13 protein-coding genes are annotated in these 15,141 nt (G+C 59.9%); 7 read left to right on the top strand and 6 right to left on the bottom strand.

Annotated elements, in window-relative coordinates; translation table 11 throughout:
* Positions 1–17: 17 nt before the first annotated feature.
* Together U1738_RS19685 and U1738_RS19680 are read left to right on the top strand one after the other, a co-directional pair.
* On the top strand, positions 18–1,163 hold the full coding sequence (locus tag U1738_RS19685; RefSeq protein ID WP_332790734.1) for an acyl-CoA dehydrogenase family protein: 1,146 nt from the start codon (positions 18–20) through the stop codon (positions 1,161–1,163).
* Positions 1,160–1,945, top strand: coding sequence for an enoyl-CoA hydratase/isomerase family protein (locus tag U1738_RS19680; protein WP_332790733.1), 786 nt, complete (start codon positions 1,160–1,162; stop codon positions 1,943–1,945). The genes U1738_RS19685 and U1738_RS19680 overlap by 4 nt, the downstream gene beginning before the upstream one ends.
* 139 nt (positions 1,946–2,084) lie before the next feature.
* On the opposite strand, the gene U1738_RS19675 is transcribed toward U1738_RS19680, so the two are convergent.
* From U1738_RS19675 to U1738_RS19650, 6 genes are all read right to left on the bottom strand, one after another.
* Positions 2,085–2,984 carry a VOC family protein gene (locus U1738_RS19675; RefSeq protein WP_332790732.1) on the bottom strand — a complete coding sequence of 300 codons (900 nt, stop codon included), beginning with the start codon at positions 2,982–2,984 and terminating at the stop codon, positions 2,085–2,087.
* Positions 2,985–3,044: 60 nt separating this feature from the next.
* Entirely contained in the window at positions 3,045–3,974 is a 930-nt protein-coding gene (kce, locus tag U1738_RS19670; protein ID WP_332790731.1) for a 3,5-dioxohexanoate:acetyl-CoA acetone transferase, read from the bottom strand.
* A gap of 1 nt (position 3,975) precedes the next feature.
* Positions 3,976–5,328 carry an MFS transporter gene (locus tag U1738_RS19665; RefSeq protein WP_332790730.1) on the bottom strand — a complete coding sequence of 451 codons (1,353 nt, stop codon included), beginning with the start codon at positions 5,326–5,328 and terminating at the stop codon, positions 3,976–3,978.
* Positions 5,325–6,191: a fumarylacetoacetate hydrolase family protein gene (locus U1738_RS19660; protein WP_332790729.1), complete on the bottom strand. Its 867-nt coding sequence runs from the start codon at positions 6,189–6,191 to the stop codon at positions 5,325–5,327. Before U1738_RS19660 ends, U1738_RS19665 begins: the two co-directional genes overlap by 4 nt.
* 64 nt (positions 6,192–6,255) lie before the next feature.
* Entirely contained in the window at positions 6,256–8,688 is a 2,433-nt protein-coding gene (locus U1738_RS19655) for a TonB-dependent receptor (RefSeq protein ID WP_332790728.1), read from the bottom strand.
* Between the two features lie 215 nt (positions 8,689–8,903).
* Complete coding sequence (locus U1738_RS19650; RefSeq protein ID WP_332790727.1) at positions 8,904–9,821, bottom strand: LysR family transcriptional regulator; 918 nt, start codon at positions 9,819–9,821, stop codon at positions 8,904–8,906.
* A gap of 168 nt (positions 9,822–9,989) precedes the next feature.
* On the opposite strand from U1738_RS19650, the gene U1738_RS19645 reads away from it, so the two are divergent.
* The 5 genes from U1738_RS19645 (at position 9,990) to U1738_RS19625 (ending at position 14,961) form a co-directional block, all read left to right on the top strand.
* Positions 9,990–10,655 carry a nuclear transport factor 2 family protein gene (locus U1738_RS19645; RefSeq protein ID WP_332790726.1) on the top strand — a complete coding sequence of 222 codons (666 nt, stop codon included), beginning with the start codon at positions 9,990–9,992 and terminating at the stop codon, positions 10,653–10,655.
* 22 nt (positions 10,656–10,677) lie between these two features.
* A complete protein-coding gene (locus U1738_RS19640; protein WP_332790725.1) occupies positions 10,678–11,394 on the top strand; it encodes an MBL fold metallo-hydrolase in 717 nt (238 codons plus the stop codon).
* A gap of 2 nt (positions 11,395–11,396) precedes the next feature.
* Positions 11,397–12,524, top strand: a complete 1,128-nt coding sequence (locus U1738_RS19635) for an FAD-dependent monooxygenase (RefSeq protein ID WP_332790724.1) — start codon at positions 11,397–11,399, stop codon at positions 12,522–12,524.
* The gene (locus U1738_RS19630) at positions 12,524–14,122 is read left to right on the top strand and encodes an FAD-dependent monooxygenase (protein WP_332790723.1); all 1,599 of its coding nucleotides are present in this window, start codon (positions 12,524–12,526) and stop codon (positions 14,120–14,122) included. The genes U1738_RS19635 and U1738_RS19630 overlap by 1 nt, the downstream gene beginning before the upstream one ends.
* 200 nt (positions 14,123–14,322) lie before the next feature.
* Positions 14,323–14,961 carry a TetR/AcrR family transcriptional regulator gene (locus tag U1738_RS19625; RefSeq protein ID WP_332790722.1) on the top strand — a complete coding sequence of 213 codons (639 nt, stop codon included), beginning with the start codon at positions 14,323–14,325 and terminating at the stop codon, positions 14,959–14,961.
* Positions 14,962–15,141 lie beyond the last annotated feature (180 nt).

The following is a 15,141-nucleotide window of genomic DNA, read 5'->3' as shown; positions in this document are numbered from 1 at the left end:
GAAACGAGAACCAAGCGATGGATTTCACCTTCACGCCCGAACAGGACATGCTGCGCGACACTGCGCGCGGCTATGTTGACCGTTTCCTCAAGCCGCACGAGAAGGGGGTCGAGCAGACCGATCATCTCGATCTCGACATATTCCGAGACTTGCGCATGGAAGCGGTCAAGCTCGGCTTGTATGCCCACAATCTCCCCGAAAGCATGGGTGGGGGAGGGTTGGACGTCATGTCGCAGGTCGTCATTGGCGAAGAACTCGGCAAGACGTCGATGGCTCTGGCCGACGCGATCGGTTTCCTGCCCGCGACCATGACGCTCGCTTCGGAGGCGCAACGCGACTGGTTCACGGATCCCTTGGTCAGTGGTGATAAGACGGTGGCGTATGCCTTGACCGAGCCCGATGCGGGGTCGGACCTCAGCGGACTACGAACGCGTGCCACCCGGGAAGACGGCCATTGGGTGGTGAACGGCGGCAAACAGTTCATTTCAGGCGCAGACTTCGCAGACTTCATCATCCTGTTGGTCGTCACCGACCCCCCCGCCAAGTTCCGTGGCGGCTACACGCTATTTATCATCGACCGTGACAACCCCGGTTTTCACTATCTGGGCGCAATGAAGAAAATGGGCTGGCGCGGTTACCAAGTCGGCGCGTTCTCACTGCAGGACTGCATCGTCGAGGACAGCCACGTCCTAGGCGAGGTAGGCGGCGGCTTCGGCGGGATGATGTCGACCATCAACACCACGCGCATCGAATATGCCGGTCGCTACGTGGGAATGGCCGACGAGCTGATGCGGTTGGGAGTCGAACATGCCAATACGCGCAGGACGTTTGGCGCCACTCTAGGGTCGCACCAGATGATCCAGACGATGCTCGCCGATTCAGACTGCGAACTGCAGGCCTCGCGCCTGCTTGCCTATCAAGCCGCGGACTTGGCTGACCGCGGCGACCCCGCCGCCCGCGTCGCCGGCTCGCGCGCCAAACTCTATGCCAGCGAGATGGTAGGGCGCGTGGCGGATCGCGTACTGCAGATCTTCGGTGGCACCGGATACATGTGCGACCTTCCAATCGAACGGATGTACCGCGACGCGCGCGCCTTCCGCATCGGCGAGGGCACGTCGGAGATGCAGCGCATCCAGATCGCGCGCGCGCTGCTGGCCGCATGACGATACTCGTCAACGTCGAACGGCGCGATGCCGTTTCGGTCATCTGGCTGACGGACGCGGCGCGGCGCAACGCGCTGTCGGTCGCGCTGGTCACGCAATTGCTGGACGCCCTTGCGACTAGCCGGAGCGATGGCGCCCGCGCCGTTGTGCTCGCGTCGCGCGAGAAGGCCTTCTGCGCTGGGGCAGACATCCGCGACATGCTCGAGAGCGGGTGGTTGGACGCGAAACCCGGCGAGGAGGGAGCTCCGACGCCGCCTGACCTGTTCGCCGCTATCGAGGCGGACGGGCGACCGATCATCGCCGCTGTCGACGGACTGGCGCTGGGCGGCGGCGTCGAGCTATGTCTGTCGTGCGACCTCGTCGTCGCCTCCCCGACCGCATCCTTTATGTTCCCGGAGCTCGGCCTTGGCGTGCTCCCGAATACCGCACTTGCCCGGCTGCCCGAACTGGTTGGAGTTCGCGCGGCAACCGACCTGATCCTCACCCGTCGCAGGATCGACGCCGCAGAGGCGCTGCGCCTCGGCATCGTCAGCGCCGTGGCCGATGGGGCAAGCGCAGTTGACCACGCCGTCGCGACCGCGCGCGATATCGTCGGCGGCTCGCCGCCGACCGCGCTCGCGGCTGCCAAGCGTTACCTCCGTCGAGGACGCGATTGGCCTGCGATCAGATTGGTCCTGGCCGACATGGACGCAGCTGAGTGGCGCGAGGGGACGACCGCCTTCGTTGAGAAGCGTCCACCGCAATACGATCGATTCTGGTTTTCGGCGGCATCCGATGCATGACAGCCGAGAGTGGCCGTCGAAGACGCATTAACGTAGAAGGCAGCCTTCAGCCCGTCGAAGACTGCTTTGCTGCATCGAATGCCAAGTATCGAATGCCGTGATAGTCTAACAAGATTTTACTTAGTATTTTACAGTCTACTCATTTAGGCAGACCGAAGGTGACGGCGGAAAGATCGAACTCGTAGCGCGTATCCCAACGACTCATCGAAGTGACCGGCCAATGCTTCGGATATTGCGGACGATCGCCATGCCATGGCCGCGGTTCGCAATAGCCCAGTTCGGGAACGAACACGTCCATGTCGTTGAACAACTCGATCAGCGCATCGTCGGCGCCATAATGATAGGATGCGATATTATGCCCTGCGGTGTGGCGCGCCGGTCCCCATAATGTCGGTATCTTGCGTTCGGCCAGAAAGTCAGCGGCGCGGATCTGGTGCTCGCGTCCAACCAGTTCGAAAGCGAGGTGGTGCATCGTCGCGATCGGGGCGGCGATGACGTTCAGCACGTGATGATCGCGGTTACAGGTCACGAAGGTGACGAAATCCTCGAACCAGTCGGTCGTCGAAAACCCCAATGCGCCGGTCAGGAATTGGAGCAGTCGCGGCGCGTCCGTCGACAGGATCGCGACATGCCCCATGCGGAGCGGCGCCAGACCGGCACCGCTGAACCCCGCTTCCGCGCGGGCCATGTCCGGCAGCAGGTGGAACGTATGCCCGCCAATGTCCGACACTTCGAGCAGCGCGGGAACACCGGGTCGCGCATCGGTCTTGAGTTTGGGGCTGATGCCCATGCCGTTCAATCGTCGGGTCAGATCGTCGAGCGATTCGTTGCCGCTCAACTGCAAACCTATCGCATCAAGCCCGGGACGATCGCTCTTGTGCAGCGCGACGGAGTGATGATCGATCCCGAGACCGAGATATGCCGACGCGCCGGTGGTCTCGGTTGTGTTCAGCCCGATCACATCGCCGTAATAACCGATCGAGTCATCGATCGATGGCGTCAACAGGTCGACATAAGCGAGACGGAATGTGCTTGGCATTATACGTGCTCCGAATATTGGCGCGGCTAGAACGAACGACGGTGCAGAGCAGGATACCGATCAGAACCCGACGCGATCCCTACCCTTCAGTTCGAGGATGTCCCTCGCTTCGTCGGGAGAAGCGATCTCCAGACCGAGGCCTTCGATGATCTTGCGGACTTGAGTGACTTGCGCTGCGTTGGATTCGGCCAATCGCCCGGCACCGAGCCACAGGGAATCTTCCAACCCGACGCGGACATTGCCGCCCATCGCGGCGGCCATCGCCGCGATCGGCATCTGGCTACGGCCCGCGCCCAGCACCGACCAGTGATAGTCGTCGCCGAAAAGCCGGTCGGCCGTCCGCTTCATGTGCATCACTTCATCGGGATGCGAACCGATGCCGCCGAGCAGGCCGAAAACGGTCTGGATGAACAGCGGAGCCGTCACGAGCCCCTCTTTGTAGAAATAGTGAAGGTTGTGCAGATGGCTCGTGTCGTAACATTCGAACTCGTATCGAGCCCCGGTTTCGTTGAGCGTCTCTAGCGCGAAATGGATATCGGCGAATGTATTCCGAAAGACCACATCGCGCGTGCTTTCGAGCATCGCGGGTTCCCAATCATGCTGGAAGTTCTTGAAGCGTTTCAGCATCGGAAACAGCCCGAAATTCATCGATCCCATATTCAGGCTCGCAACCTCCGGCTTCCACACCGTCGCCGGACGCAGTCGTTCCTCACGTGTCATGCCGGGCGCACCGCCGGTGGTGATGTTGCACACGACGTCGGAACGCTGCTTGATGCTGCGCAAGAACGGCTCGAACGCCTCGGGCGATTGATCCGGCCTTCCGTCCGACGGGTTGCGGCCATGTAGATGTACGATCGCCGCGCCCGCTTCGGCCGCAGCGACGGCGGAATCGGCAATCTGTTCCGCAGTGATAGGCAAGTATTGCGACATTGAGGGCGTATGAATTCCGCCGGTAATGGCACAGGTGATGATGACCTTACGAACTGGCACGTTATGCTCCTGTTTGGCCTACGTCCAGCGCTGGCCCGGGATGAGGCGATCTAAGGCGCAGGGTGCCGATCAGCACGGCTGCGATGAGCGGCCCGACTGCGAAAATCACGGAAACGCCGGCGCGCGTCATGCCATGCGCGAACATGAGGCCGGCAAGCGCCGGGCCGCCAGCGCTTGCAATGCGCGCGGCACCCATGACGAGCCCGATCCCTGACGCACGCAAAGCCGGTGGAAAGGCATCGGCCATGATCGAGTAGAGCATGCCGGTGGTCCCTGCGAGGCAGAAACCCAGAATGCCCGCCGACGCCACGAACAACGGAATGACCGGGGGCACCAGTCCGACCGCAACGAGTGCGATCGCAGCGCCCGTCATGGCGATGGCGGCCACCCTGGTTGGCGGAAAGCGCGATGCGAAGGCAGCAAACCCGATGCCTCCAAGGAGACCAACCACACCCGACAAGGCCGACACGAGGCTGCCCTGTGCTGGAGTGAAGCCGGCATCGACGACCATTTGTGGCAACCAGTTGAGGATATAATATGATGATGTCGCGATCAAAATGGCGGTCGCCATCAACGGAAATACAATGCGGCGCATGTCCGGCTTGAACAACGATCCGTAACGGCTTTGCGTGCGATCGGGCGCGAGTGGCAACTCGGTCATGGCCGGCTGCCCCAAGCCGAACAACACCCGATTAGCTTTGGCCAATGCATCGGGCATGCGCCTCGCGATAATGAAGGCGGGCGATTCCGGCAGCGCGAGGACTACCAACACGAACAACGCCAGGCCGCAGAATGACCCTGTGAAGAAAACCCAGTGCCAGGTGGCGCCCTTCAGGATGGCAGCCGCCCCCAGCCCGCCCGCCACGCCGCCAAGCGGGAAGCCCAAGGTCGCAACCCCCGCTACCGCCAGCGATCGGCGGCGTATGTTAGTGAACTCTGCCGAAATCAGGGTCGTCATCGACACCATCACACCGATGCCCGCACCCGTCAGTACGCGTGCTGCCGCCAGGAACGGAACCGATGTTGCTAGGCCGGACAATGCCGTGCCAAATATTAGGATCGACAACGCGGCCAGGATCACTTTTTTGCGGCCGAAATGGTCTGCAGCCGGCGACAATGCGATCGCGCCGATCGCCATCCCCGCTAGACTGCTGGCCAACAGTACCCCGACCACGTCTTTCGTCAGATGCCATTCTCGCGCGAGCGCAGGCGCAACGAATGCCATCGACAAGGCGTCATATCCGTCCAGTGCGGCGAGTAGGAGTGCGGCAACCAATACCATGATCTGACGCGGGCGCATCGGCACGACGTCGAGGGGGTTAATGAGCGCGGTCGTCGATGGTGCCGGTTTCATGCTGCGCGGACCCGGTTTTCTATTGCGCCGATGCCGTCGATCTCGCATCGAACGACGTCGCCCAATTGCAGAAAACGCGGCGGCTTCATGCCGATGCCCACGCCCGAGGGTGTCCCCGTCGCCAGAAGGTCCCCCGCTTCCAGCGTGAAGGCGGTCGATAAGTAGGCGATCTGTTGCCAGACGTTGTACACCAGCTCGCTGGTGTCGCTGTCCTGCCGAAGCTCGCCGTTGACGAGGCACCGCAGCTTAAGCGCATGCGGATCGGGGATCTCGTCGGCCGTTACGATCCACGGGCCGATTGGCCCATGGGTATCGAACGATTTGCCGATCGTGAAGGTAGGCGAATGCCGTTGCCAGTCGCGCGCGGTAACATCGTCGGCGACCACATAGCCGAAGACATGATCCTTCGCCTCGGCCTCCCCGACGGCCTTTGCCGGCTTGCCGATCACGACCCCCAACTCGACCTCGTAATCGAGTTGCTCCGTAACACCAGGATCGATGTCGTCAAATGGTCCGGCGAGGCAGCTTGTCTGCTTGTTGAACCAAAACTGGCTTGTGGGCGTCGGCTGGCCCAAGCGCTTCGCCTCCTCAATATGTTTAGCGTAATTCATACCGATCGCGAGGTATTTGCCAGGCCGTTCGATCGGCGCAAGCAAACGGATATCGGCCAGTGCTAACGAATGTTCTGCCGTTTCCGCGATCTGCCGGACGCAATCGAGCGCCGCCGCACCGCCTTCGATGATTGAACGCATCGTCGGGAACTCACCCGAGATGGCTGCAAGCGATACAACGCGATCGTCCTTTTGGGGATGCAGCACGCCAAGCTTCACGTCGGCACCATCGGCATAGCGCAGCAATTTCATGACAAATCCTCGTGGATGGAGATCTCCGGGCAGGCAGGTTCGATCGAACCGCCCACCCGCTCGATCAGAAGCGCGTCGAAAGACGTAGGCCGTAGGTACGGGGCGGTGAAATGATCGATACGATCAAGTTAGATCCCGGAACGGGCGTGCCGTAAATCTGCGGCCGATCATTGGTCAGGTTTCTCACAAACGCGCCGATGACATACTTTCCATCCTTAGCGCCGAACGAAATCGCTGCGTTCGAAATCCAGCTCTCTTTAACATACTCTTGGGGAATGTAATCGAATCCAGTGTAACGGCTCGATCGGTATTGGGTGTCGGCACTCAATACGATTTGGTCTTCACCAAAGGTGAATACCTGCTGGCCGCCGAGATTTACCGTCCATTTCGGTGAGTTGATCGCCGTTCGGCCCGAGCAGTTGACCGTATAAAGCGCGCCGGTCGGGGTAACGGGGCACCCCGTGAAGACCGGCGACGGCGATACGTAGTTGAACCGGTCATATTTCGCATCGAGATACTGCACGTTCGCGGTCAAAGTAGTCGTGCGGGTTATCAGCGCGCGCGCCTCGGCCTCGATGCCCTTGATCGTCGATTGCCCGACGTTCGCGGTGATGATGCCCAGCCGACCCGTGGGATCGATACCGAAATAGGTGAGCTGCTGATCCTTGTACTTCCAGTAGAAGCCTTCGAGATTGAGTTGCAGCCGATTGTCCAAAAAGCGGTTCTTAGAGCCGATCGTATAGGCCGTGATGTTTTCCGGATTATATGTATTGAAAGCGTTGAAGCCACCAGCCCGATATCCCGTCTCAACGCTGGCATACAGCAGCGAACGGGGGCCGACATCAACTTCGATCGCTCCGCGATACGTCACCTTGTTCGTGTCGAGTTTACCGCCGGGGAACGTATCGGACCGGGCGATAAGCACACCCGGTGCACGCAAGACGGGAGCGCCGCCCAATTGCGGAGCAAATGGCTGCTGCGCCAGCGTCGTCGTATACGGTAGCAAGGGTGCTGTCGGGCAGACGGCCGGCACCGCACACACGACGACCAGCGCGGTATTTTGCGCATCAAAAAAGTTTTTGTGGTCTTCAGTGTAGCGCGCACCGCCTGTGAACCGCAGCCAATCGGTCGCGTGAACCGTCAGCCTGCCGTAGGCGGACGGCGAATGCGTCGTGAAACGCCCATAGTTAAAGTTCGCAAGCGATCCCGCCGTATTGTGGATGTCGTCGCGGATCTCTTCGCTGAAATAGTATGCTCCAAAGATGTAGTCGATCAGCCCTCCGCTATTGCTTACGAGGCGAGCTTCTAGCGAATATTGGTTTGCTTCCTGCACGTTGCCGATTTGCTGAGCGGACTCGGTATTAAGGTTGTTCTTCAAAGCATGCCGCCAAGCTGGCACGACGCTAAAAGTGCCGATCGGCGTTTGCCAATCAACGTGTGCCGTAAACCCGTACACATCGTTGCGTTGAAACGGCTTGAAGGTCAGCGGGTCGAGAAAGCGGCCCGCCAGCCTCCCTGCTATGCCATTGCTAGCCCGATAAGCCTGTGCCGCCGGAGTGAATAAACCTTCGTCAGATGGCAGCCCAGATGCGGTCGTAACATATTGTCCAGTAACAGGGTTGAAGGTGTATTTCCCCACATAGTTCGAGCCACCGCCCACGCCCCGTTGCTGAGCATAATCGGCTTCGAGGCGCACGGTAAGTTCCGGGGTAAGTTTGACTTTCAGCTGAGCGCGAACCCCCGCCGAGTCGTCCGTTTGCGTACCGTCGTTGAGATATGCGTCGTGTCGCGTATAATTACCCGAAAGGCGGAAGCCGGCGTTCTCACCCAGCGCGATGTTGATAGCGCCTTCGGCCTGGACCTCGTTATAGTTTCCGTAGCTCGCAGATGCATATCCGGATGTTTCGCCAAGGCGTGGTTGAACGGGAAGAATGTTGATCGCGCCGGCTGTAGCATTACGGCCATACAACGTGCCCTGCGGACCCTTAAGAACTTCGACGCGATCAAGATCGTAAAACGTGCCAAACGTGGCGCTCGATCGCCCGACATAAACGCCGTCATAATTGTATGCCGCTGCCGGATCGCTGCTCGCAACGAACGAAAAATTGCCGACGCCGCGAATGAAGATCAGATTTCCTTGCCCACCGCCCGAGACAACGAGCGAGGGAATGAGTTTGCCGAGAGTGTCGATACCTCGAACGCCCGAATTCAACAGGTCGGCGCCAGAGACCACGGCGACCGGTACTGCGGCCTTCTGCAAATTCTCGCCGCGCTGCTGCGCAGTGACGATGATCTCTTGCAGACCGTCCTGTTCGACCATAACCTTCGAGGCTTGCGACTGGCCGACCTGGGCCGGACCCTGAGGCGCGGTCGTGGACGCGGCCTGGTTCGACTGCGGACCGTCGGCCTGGCCGGATTGCGACTGCGCAACGGCTGAAACGGGAGAAAACAAAACGGCGGCCGAAAGCATGAGCCAGGTCTTGTGCGAAACGGACATATCCCCTCCTTTGACGCCACCTTTTACAGGCGACTTGTCACATCGATCGCTCCGTAACGGGCGAGTCTTTTCCGGCGTTCTTCGCGAGCAAATCATCAGGCCATGCCCGAACCGAAACCGTTCGATGTTGCAGGACATGCAGCTGGCATCTTATTCGAGAAAGATGGCATTTTAGCGCTGTTGTTACCCAACGGGTATAGGGTGACAAATTCCGATCAGGCCTCGCGCCGTTGTTTGTGAACGTAGGTCGTAGCAGCGCGGGTCGCCAGGTCGTTGAGGAATTCGGCCGCTGGCGTCAGCGGGATGTTTGCGCGGCGAACGGCGCAGATCCTGGGTGCCTTCGAGACTTCGCGTACGGGAATTCGCTCCATCATGCCCGTTGCGCGGATCAGCTCCATCCACTGCTGCGGTACCGGCGCCAGGAGATCGCTGGTTGCCACGATCACTGCGAGATTCATCGCCGAAGACGCCTGCATGACGATCCGTGCCGACGGCAGGCCGGCCGCCGCAAAAACGCTGTTTACCTCGTTGTCGCTGTCGATGGCCATGGGCGTCGTCACCCACGATGCGCCAACGAGTTCCTTCAGCGTGGCCGCGAATCGTAACGGATGATCTCGCCTTCCGATGATCATGCGCTCGTTCTCGAAGAGCAGCTCGATCAGCAGCGAAGGATCGGCAAAACCGGTCGCTACAGGGCCATAGTAAAGATCGATTAGACCGTCGCGGATCTCCGTCTCGAGCATCGGCAGCGACCCTTCGACCAGCTTGATGCGCACGTTCGGGAATTTGCCGTGAAACCGGTTCACGATCGTCGGTACCATCGCAATCAGCGTCGCACTGGAGCATCCGACTGTGATCATGCCACGATCCTCGCCTTTCAGATGCTCCATTTCCTCGAGCGTGCGCGCGAATTCGGCTTGGATGCCTTTGGCCCGCCGAACGAACACTTCGCCTGCCCGCGTGAGTGTCATTCCGAATTTGTTGCGTTCGAACAGGACGAGGCCGAGCTCCTGTTCAAGTTCCTTAATGCTGCGGGATACGGCAGGCTGCGCGAGTCCCAAATGCTTTGCGCCCGCTCGCAGGCTTCCGCGCTCGACCACGGCCACTACGTTGCGCAGATGATGCAGCTTCATACTCTCGCCTCCGCGGCTCGGGATCTCGCGTCCCTATACCTAACTGGTAACAACCTCGTGCAAATCGCATCTCCTGGCAAGCGCGCATCGTGGCTAGAGTTCGATAATCCAGCGGGCCTCCCGTGGTCTGAACGGCCACGCCACCCCGTAATGGAATCGCGGGAGAGGATGCCGGACATGAACCACGCTTCTGAAGAGATCGATCGGGAGGGCCAGCACGACATCGCCGCCGCGCTGGATCGACTGGAAATCCGCGAGCTTCTACAGAATTGGGTGGTCTGGCGCGACGCGGGCGATTGGGCGCGCTTTGCCACGGTGTGGCACGGTGATGGCCGAATGATCGCGACGTGGTTTCGCTCGAGTGCCGAGGAATTCATCGCCGGCTGCCGTAAAGGCTTTGACGCCGGCGTTGTCGGACTGCACTCTCTCGGCGGCATCAGCGTCGACGTGCAGGGTTTGCGGGCGGTATCGCAATCGAAGATGCAGATCGTCCAGCGCGGCAAACTGGAGGGTATCGAAGTCGATGTGACGTGCCTCGGCCGGTTTGTGGATGCCCTGGAAAAGCGCGATGGGCGTTGGGGCATCGTTCTTCGGCAACCTGTCTACGAACTCGATCGCATGACGCCCGTCGATCCCTCGGCCGTTCCGAAGCTGGATGCGGAATTGCTCGCCACGTTTCCGGATGGGTATCGTCACCTCGCTTATCTACAGACGAAGATCGGGTTCGACGTCGACAAGAAGCTTCCCGGCACTCGAGGTCCTGAAATCGAGGCATTGACCGCACGCATGAAACGATGGCTCGCCGGCGACGATGCTATCTGCCTCGGCTCCTGAGGCAGTTGAAGGATTATCTCGCATGGCCGTGAAAAAGCTCACTCAAGATGTCTATTTGATCCGGGGTCTGGTAAATATCTATATCCTGCAGACGCAGGACGGCTTGGCCATCCTCGATACCGGTTTCCCGGGCAGTACCGGAAAAATCCTCGATGCGGTCCGGGCAATCGGTAAGTCGCCCGCCGACGTCCGCCACATCATCCTGACGCACTGTCACCCCGATCATATCGGAAGCGCCGCCGCGCTGAAACGCGAAACGAACGCGATCGTATGGGCGCACTCGATCGACGCGCCGATGATTGAAGCCGGCACGACGATGCGGGAACCGATGACGCCGTCTCCAGGACTGCGCAACGCGATCCTCGCCAAGCTGCTTGGCGGACGCGTTCGGCGCGTCGAGCCGACCAAGGTGGATCGCTTGCTCGAAGACGGCGATGCACCGTCCTTCGCGCCGGACCTGACCGCGATCCACGTGCCCGGCCATTGTGCCGGCCAGCTAGCCTTTTTGTGGCAGCGCGAAGGCGGCATGCTGTTCACGGCGGATGCCTGCATCAATCGTGGCGGCCTCAAACTAGCCATCGCGACCGAGGATCCCAAATTGGCGCTGGCGAGTATTTCCAAGCTGGCGCGGCTCAATTTCGACAAGGCCTTCGTAATGCATGGCAAGCCGATCATGGCCGCAGCCGATGCGGAATTTCGGCGAACCGAATTTGACACTTTCAAACCGAAAAGGGGCTAGGCATGGCGTGTATATCAACCGCGCTGGTGGTCGGTGGCAGCATCGCCGGAATGAACGCAGCGATCGCGCTGGCGCGACAGGGCGTAGGTGTCGATCTGATCGAATTGTCGGAACAGCCGCTCGGCGCTTCCTTGGCTTTTTCCGGGCGCGCTGCCGAAACTTTGGTCGAACTGGGTATCTACGACCAGACCCACGCGACGGGCACGCCGTTCGGTCCCGATTCGACGGCAGCCTCGCTGCGCGACGCCACGGGCAAACTGATCAGTCCGAGCCCGAAGCGCCCGACCTGGCCAGGCGCAGTCGATGCCGTCGCTGTGTATCGCCCGGTCTTCCTCGAAGTCGCGGCGGCGGAGGCCCGTAAACTCGGCGTGCGTATTCGCAAAGGCGTGAGCTACGAAACGATCGACAATGAAGCCGACGCCGTTTCCGTCGCATTTACCGACGGTGAAACGGGGCGGTACGATCTTCTTGTAGCTGCGGACGGTATCGGATCGAAGATCCGCGCGTCGATTTTCCCGGAGGTGCCGAAGCCGCAATTCTCGGGTCAACTCAGCATCCGCTGGATGGCGCCTGGGCCGAAGATTGCGGACGAAGGATGGTATGCCTCACCGGTCGGTCGGCTCGGTTTCTACTATCTGCCGCAAGATCTCGTATATGTGCCTGCCGTCATCAACATGCCCGAATGGCGTTGGCTGTCCGACGCAGACGTCCGTGCGATGTTTCTGGAACTGCTGGATTCGATGACCGCGCCGGCCATCCGGGAATTGCGCAGCCGCATCACGGACGACTCTCAGTTAATCGGACGTCCATTCGAATGGATCCTGGTTCCTGACCGTTGGTACAAGGGGCGGGTCTTGCTGATCGGCGACGCGGCGCATGCGACCAGTGCGCACATGGGTATGGGCGGCGGCATGGCGCTGGAAGACGCGGTAGTATTGGGTCAATCGATCGGTCAGGCAACTACGCTTCCCGAAGCACTCGAAGCGTTCATGGCCCGTCGCTACGAGCGCGTGAAGCTGGTCGTCGAAACGAGCGTGAAACTCGGGCAATTGGAGCAGCGCAAGGCCCCGGCGTCCGAAAATATGGCATTGCTGACCAACGCCTTCGCCACGCTGGGCAAGCCCTATTGATGGCCGACGCGATTCAAACCGATGTGTTGATTGTCGGCGCAGGTCCAGTCGGGCTTGCCGCCGCAATCGAACTGGGAATGCGCGGCATTCGCGTATTGCTGATCGAACGGAACGCGCGGGTCGGCGTCGCGCCGCGTGCCAAGACCACCAATGTGCGAACTCGCACGCACCTGCGCCGCTGGGGTATCGCGGGGAAGCTTGTTGGCGAAGCGCCGTTCGGCATCGACTATCCCAACGACATGGTCTTCGTAACCCGGCTTGCCGGCTACGAACTTGCTCGCTTTCACGACGCGTTCAACGCCGCTCCGGTACGATCGCCGCTATATCCCGAACATGCGCAGTGGGTGCCGCAATACAAGCTCGAGAAGGTAATGCTCGAAAAGGCGCAGTCCCTGCCGTGCGTCGACATACGCTTCGATACCAATTTCGCCACCGCCGAACAGGATGACGATCAGGTGGTCGCGACGATCGATATCCAGGGTGTCGAGACATCGGTGACGGCCCGGTATTTGATTGGCGCGGACGGCGCGCGCAGCCAAGTGAGAGCGCTGATTGGGGCCACCTTAGAAGGCCGACACGGATTGTCTCATCATTACAACATAATCTTCCGCGCCCCCGGACTGAAAGATGCCCATCGGCACGGTCAGGGTGTGATCTACTGGCAAATCGGCAAAGATGGATTCAGCGCGATCGGACCGATGGACCGGGACGATGTGTGGGCGTTCATGCCAGGCGGCGCCAGGCCGGGCGAAACCCTGTCGGACGCGGAAGCGGCCGATTTGATCCGGGCCCGAACCGGGATCGACCTGCCCTATGAAATCCTTAGCGCGGACGCGTGGACCGCGAGCGAACTCGTTGCGGATCGCTATGCTGATCGGCGGATCATCCTGGCGGGCGATGCCTGTCATTTGCATCCGCCTGCTGGCGGATATGGCATGAACATGGGCGTAGGTGACGGTGTCGATCTCGGCTGGAAGATTGCGGCAACGCTCCAGGGATGGGGTGGGCCGGAACTGGTGGCGAGCTACGAATCCGAACGCCGGCCGGTACACCGCGCCGTGATCGACGAGGCAATGGCGAATTATGCGATTTACGTCGCCCCACCCCCGCCTGAGATCGAAGATGAAACGCCTGCGGGCGAAGCGATCCGTGCGAAGGTCGGAGCCGGGATTCAAGCCTCGAAAGCGCGAGAATTCGATACGCTCGGGACCGTTCTCGGACTGTGCTATTCGAAATCGCCGATCATCGCGGAGGATGATGAACCACTATCGGCACATGACAGTCAACATTACGAGCCATCGGCCCGAGCCGGGTGTTTGGCGCCGCACGCCTGGCTGGACGACGGCAGGTCGCTCTACGACCTTTTTGGAGACGGTTTCGCTCTCATCATCTCACCCCGCGCCGATAAGGTCGAAGTCGAAAACGCCAAGAAAGACGCGGTAGAACTCGGTGTGCCGATGACGATCATCTGCCGATCTGAGCCGGCAATGAGCGAACTCTACCGGGCCGATATGACATTGGTGCGTCCGGATCAACATGTTGCTTGGCGTGGCGACCGCTGGGGGGAACCCTTGAAGCGCGCAGTTGGGCGAAGCTGATAGTATTTTTGGACGAACGCCGCGCAGCGAAGTGTCGCTATTCGAAGCCACGTCATTTGGCACTCGATCTGTTGACAAAAAAAAGAGGCAATTTGTCATTTTGATCTGAAGATCGAACCACACATTGATGCAGAATTCGGCACCGACCGAACCAAAGGAAGTTTTTAGCAGTCCGAAAAGATCTCATCGTGCCGCACGTTATGAACAATGAATCTGAATCCAGCGCTCAGTGCGCCGATGGCCGGCGCGAAGAGCGTAGGCAACGGATAGTGGATGTCGCTAGGACGCACTTCCTTCAACACGGTTATGCAGGCACAAGTATGTCCGGCTTATTAAAGCCGCTCGGTGGTTCGAAAACCACCATTTGGGCCTACTTTCCTACGAAGCAAGAATTGTTCGCCGCTGTCATTGAGGATCTTACAGCCTCCTTCAAAGCGGAGCTAGAGGATGCACTTTCGCTAACGGGATCCTTGGAACTAGGACTAGCCCAGTTTTGTCGCACGATGATCCTTAAACTTGGAATGAGCGAAATGGTTGCCACTTGGCGTCTCGTCGTTGCAGAGAGCGGCCGATTTCCCGAGGTCGGTCGTACTTTCTATGATCGGGCAGCCAAGCATACGCATACGGCGCTTGCAAACTATCTTAGACGCTATGTCGACAACGGCGAATTAACGGCAAATGATACCTCTGAGATGGCGAATACGTTAATTAGTTTTTGCGCCAGCCAACAGAATAAAATTTTGTGGTCGATCGAACCAGAACGGACAGTTTACTCGGATGTTGAGGCTGACGTCGGCCGAACGGTAAATGCGTTCTTTGCAATGTACCGTGTCAAATGAGCTTTCTAATCCGGTCATCGCTGCATCTGACAACTAGCGAAACCAAAAACCATTCGACTTGCGCTGCAACCAGAGCAAACGTGTGCCTACTGAATCGCGGCCGGGAATGAGGCCGCCCGCCCCGCCGATGCGAGATCGACGGGGCTGTGGATGGTGGGAGCGGCAAGCGTGCCGCTCGCC

The organism is Parasphingomonas caseinilytica (assembly GCF_036663755.1).
GTDB lineage: Bacteria > Pseudomonadota > Alphaproteobacteria > Sphingomonadales > Sphingomonadaceae > Sphingomonas.
This window is presented reverse-complemented; position numbering and strand designations above follow the sequence as displayed.

Bases quoted from the DNA above. Each gene is read 5' to 3' on its own strand.
- U1738_RS19630 (WP_332790723.1), top strand. From the start codon at position 12,524: ATGGCCGACGCGATTCAAACCGATGTGTTGATTGTCGGCGCAGGTCCA.
- U1738_RS19625 (WP_332790722.1), top strand. From the start codon at position 14,323: ATGAACAATGAATCTGAATCCAGCGCTCAGTGCGCCGATGGCCGGCGC.
- U1738_RS19660 (WP_332790729.1), bottom strand. From the start codon at position 6,191: ATGAAATTGCTGCGCTATGCCGATGGTGCCGACGTGAAGCTTGGCGTG.
- U1738_RS19635 (WP_332790724.1), top strand. From the start codon at position 11,397: ATGGCGTGTATATCAACCGCGCTGGTGGTCGGTGGCAGCATCGCCGGA.
- U1738_RS19650 (WP_332790727.1), bottom strand. From the start codon at position 9,821: ATGAAGCTGCATCATCTGCGCAACGTAGTGGCCGTGGTCGAGCGCGGA.
- U1738_RS19680 (WP_332790733.1), top strand. From the start codon at position 1,160: ATGACGATACTCGTCAACGTCGAACGGCGCGATGCCGTTTCGGTCATC.
- U1738_RS19665 (WP_332790730.1), bottom strand. From the start codon at position 5,328: ATGAAACCGGCACCATCGACGACCGCGCTCATTAACCCCCTCGACGTC.
- U1738_RS19685 (WP_332790734.1), top strand. From the start codon at position 18: ATGGATTTCACCTTCACGCCCGAACAGGACATGCTGCGCGACACTGCG.
- U1738_RS19655 (WP_332790728.1), bottom strand. From the start codon at position 8,688: ATGTCCGTTTCGCACAAGACCTGGCTCATGCTTTCGGCCGCCGTTTTG.
- U1738_RS19675 (WP_332790732.1), bottom strand. From the start codon at position 2,984: ATGCCAAGCACATTCCGTCTCGCTTATGTCGACCTGTTGACGCCATCG.
- U1738_RS19640 (WP_332790725.1), top strand. From the start codon at position 10,678: ATGGCCGTGAAAAAGCTCACTCAAGATGTCTATTTGATCCGGGGTCTG.
- U1738_RS19645 (WP_332790726.1), top strand. From the start codon at position 9,990: ATGCCGGACATGAACCACGCTTCTGAAGAGATCGATCGGGAGGGCCAG.